The organism is Actinosynnema sp., assembly GCF_052038725.1.
This window is the reverse complement of record NZ_JBQGCX010001089.1, coordinates 1-3,560: the sequence shown is the minus strand read 5'-3', so window position 1 is coordinate 3,560 and position 3,560 is coordinate 1. Positions and strand designations below refer to the sequence as shown.

Sequence of the window (3,560 nt, the reverse complement as noted above, 5' to 3'; positions counted from 1 at the left end):
ATCGAAGCCGCCCTTGCCGTGCTTGCCCTTGCCCTTCGGGCCGTCGCCGGGGCGATCCTTCGACCACTCCTTCTTGCCCTTGCCCTTGGGCCGGCTGGCGATGTCGGGGATCTCCTCGAGGTCGTCGGTGGCGCCGCTGGCCTCGTGCGCGAGCTTGACCGCCGCGAGCGCCACCTCCATGACGTCGAACTCGTCGGACAGCGACTCCACGACCACCCGGAAGCGCTCCAGGTCGTCCTCCAGCAGGCTCTCGTGCAGCGCCGCGCGGGTCAGCTCCAGCCTGCGGGCCCGCAGGTCGGCCACCGTGGGGACCTTCTCCATGGTGATCCGCTGCTTGGTGACCCGCTCGATCGTCTTGAGCATCCCGTGCTCGCGCGGCTCGGCCAGCGTGATCGCCACGCCCTCGCGGCCCGCGCGGCCGACCCGGCCGATGCGGTGCACGTAGGACTCGGGGGCGGACGGCACGTTGTAGTTCACGACGTGCGTGAGCTGCTCGACGTCCAGGCCGCGCGCCGCCACGTCCGTGGCGACGAGCAGGTCGGCGGTGCCGTTGCGCAACCGCGCCATCACCCGGTCGCGCTGCTCCTGGCTGATGCCGCCGTGCAGCGACTCCGCCCGGTAGCCGCGACCGTTGAGGGTCTCGGTGAGCTGGTCGACCTCGTCGCGGGTGCGGCAGAAGACGATGGCGGCGGTCGGGGCCTCCACGTCCAGCACCCGGCCGAGCGCGGCGGGCTTGTGGGCGCGCGGCACGACGTACGCGACCTGGCGCACGCGCGGGGCCTCGCCGGGCTCGGCGCGCTCCTGGTTGATGGTGATGCGGGCGGGCTCGGTCAGGTGCTGGCGGGCCAGCTTGTCGATGCGCGGGGGCATCGTGGCGGAGAACAGCACGGTCTGCCGCTGCTTGGGGGTCTCGGCCAGGATCGTGTCCAGGTCCTCGGCGAAACCCATGTCGAGCATCTCGTCCGCCTCGTCCAGCACCACGACCTGGAGGTCCTCCAGGTTCAGCGTGCCCCGGCCGAGGTGGTCCACGGCGCGTCCGGGCGTGGCGACGACGACGTCGACGCCGCGCTCCAGCACGCGCAGCTGCCTGCCGATGGGCTGGCCGCCGTAGATGGGGAGCACGCGGGCGTTCAGCTCGCGCCCGTAGCGGTGCACGGCCTCGGAGACCTGCACGGCCAGTTCGCGGGTGGGGACGAGCACGAGCGCGAACGGCGCGTCGCCGCGCTTCTCGACCTGCGCGAGGCGTTCGAGCACGGGCAGCGCGAAGGCGGCGGTCTTGCCGGTCCCGGTGGCGGCCTGCCCGAGCAGGTCACGCCCCTCGGTCAGCGGCCCGATGGCCTCGCGCTGGATGGGGGTGGGTTCTTCGTAGCCGAGTCCGGAGAGCGCCCGCAGCAGTTCGGGGCGGAGCCCGAGGTCGGCGAAGCTGGTCCTGTCGTCGTCGGGCGCGTCGGTCATGAGGTCAAGTCTCGCCGATCGCCGTGGAAGCGCGCGGTGTGGGGTGGGGGTTAGCTCCTGAGGGGAGTGTGCAGGTGAGGTGCGCGTGGCGTTGTCGTGACGGGCGGGTGAAATCGGGTGGGGGTCGTTGGGGCGACCAGCGTTCACGGGGTGCTAGGTGGCGACTACCCGGTGTTAGGCGCGGTCCGCGTCCGGGCGCGCGGGGACCGGCTCACTCCCCCCGCGGCACCACGTGGTGCAGCGCCTGCATCCGCTCGTCCAGCTCCGCCGCGATCGCCGCCGTCCGCGTGAGCTCCTCCACGAACCCCGCCGGGACCTGGCGGTCGTACTTGTAGTGCAGCTTGTGCTCCAGCGTGGCCCAGAAGTCCATCGCGATGGTGCGCAGCTGCACCTCCACCTTGACGTGCACGACCTGGTCCGACAGGAACACCGGGATCCGCACGATCACGTGCAGGCTCCGGTACCCGTTCGGCTTCGGGGTGGTGATGTAGTCCTTGGTCAGCAGCACTTCCACGTCGCTCTGCCGCCCGAGCATCGCGGCGACGCGGTACACGTCCGACACGAACGGGCAGATCACGCGGACGCCCGCCACGTCGTCCAGGTGCTCGCCCGCCAGGTCCAGGTCCTCCGGGAGGCCCTTGCGGCGCAGCTTGGCCAGGATCGCCTCGGGGCGCTTCACCCGCTGCGCGATGTGCTCGATCGGGTCGTGCCGGTGCACGAGGTCGAACTCCTCGCTGAGGATGCGGAGCTTCGTCATCAGCTCGTCGAGCGCGAACTTGTACACCACCAGGGACCGCCGCAGTCCGTCCGCGACGTCGATTTCCATGATCTGAGGATACCTTCGCCCCCTCGGCTACGATCGGGATCGTGAACACGCACTGGCACGTCGTCCTCCCGCCTCCGGGCGCCTGACCGGGCGCAGCGGGGCCGGGCCACGCCACCAGGCCGAGCACGTCACCGCGCCGACCCCGAGCGGTCGGCCGGGCACTTCGCGCGCCCGCCCCCATCCCCCGACGGTCGATGTGGACGGAGAACGACACCGGTGCCATCCCCCGCACGCCCGAACAACCCCCTGCACGGCCCCCTCCCGATCCTCGCCGCCTGCGCCCTCTGGGGCACCACCGGCACCGCCAGCTCCTTCGCGCCCGTCTCCGCCCCCGCCATCGCGGTCGGCTCGGCCGGGCTCGTCGTGGGCGGGCTCCTGCTGCTGCTCGCCGGGACCGGGGCGAGAGCGGTCGCCAAGAGCGCCGACCGGCGGCTGCTGCTGCTCGGCTCGGTGACCGTCGCCGGCTACGCGCTCGCGTTCTACCCGGCGGTCGCCCGCACCGGCGTCGCGGTCGCCACGACCGTGGCCCTCGCCACCGCCCCGATCGTCCTCGGCGCCCGCGCCCGCCCGGCCCTCACCCTCACCGCCGTCCTCGGCTGCGCGCTGCTGGTCCTGGGCGGCAGCGCGGGCGACACCCGGATCGACCCGCTCGGCGTCGCCCTCGCGGTCGTCGCCGGGCTCTCCTACGCCGCCTACTCCGCCGTCTGCGCGCACCTGATCGCCCTCGGCCACCCCTCGCGGGCCGTCGTCGGGGTCGTGTTCGGCGGGGCCTCGGCGCTCGTGCTGCCGGTGCTGCTCGTCGCGGGCGTCTCGTGGATCGCCTCGACGGCGGGCCTGGCCGTGGTCCTGCACCTCGCGGTGCTCACCACGTTCCTGTCCTACCTGCTGTTCGGCTACGGCCTGCGCCGCACCACCGCCGCCGCGGCCACGACCCTCACCCTCGCCGAACCGGCCGTCGCCGCCGTGCTCGGCGTGGTCGTGGTGGGGGAGCGGCTGCCGTGGGTGTCCGGGGCGGGCATGGCGGTGCTGGCCGTCGCGCTCGCCGCCCTCACCCGCGCGCCCCGCACCCCGGAAACGATCACGACCGGCTGACGGAAAACCCCGGCCGAAGGAATTCCCCCGGCTCGGGGGCGGGAATTCGGCGCGGCCTGGCGACCCGCGCCCGGAAAAGGCGCATCACCCGGCCGGTGGAATGCGCGAGGTCATTCCAGGCACGGGGCGGGCGCGGATCGCACGCGGGAGGGGACCGGTCGACGGGGCGGTCGCACGGCCCCGCGCA

At 73.4% G+C, this 3,560-nt stretch carries 3 protein-coding genes; 1 reads left to right on the top strand and 2 read right to left on the bottom strand.

Annotated features, from left to right (window positions below):
* Positions 1-1,455 (bottom strand): DEAD/DEAH box helicase (locus tag ACTUAL_RS23050; protein WP_440901702.1); only part of this gene is annotated, 1,455 nt, incomplete at its 3' end.
* 211 nt (positions 1,456-1,666) lie between these two features.
* Positions 1,667-2,281, bottom strand: coding sequence for a GTP pyrophosphokinase (locus tag ACTUAL_RS23045; RefSeq protein WP_440901701.1), 615 nt, complete (start codon positions 2,279-2,281; stop codon positions 1,667-1,669).
* Between the two features lie 216 nt (positions 2,282-2,497).
* Here ACTUAL_RS23045 and ACTUAL_RS23040 point away from each other — a divergent pair, with 216 nt between their 5' ends.
* Complete coding sequence (locus tag ACTUAL_RS23040) at positions 2,498-3,373, top strand: EamA family transporter (RefSeq protein WP_440901700.1); 876 nt, start codon at positions 2,498-2,500, stop codon at positions 3,371-3,373.
* The last annotated feature ends 187 nt before the right edge of the window (positions 3,374-3,560 follow it).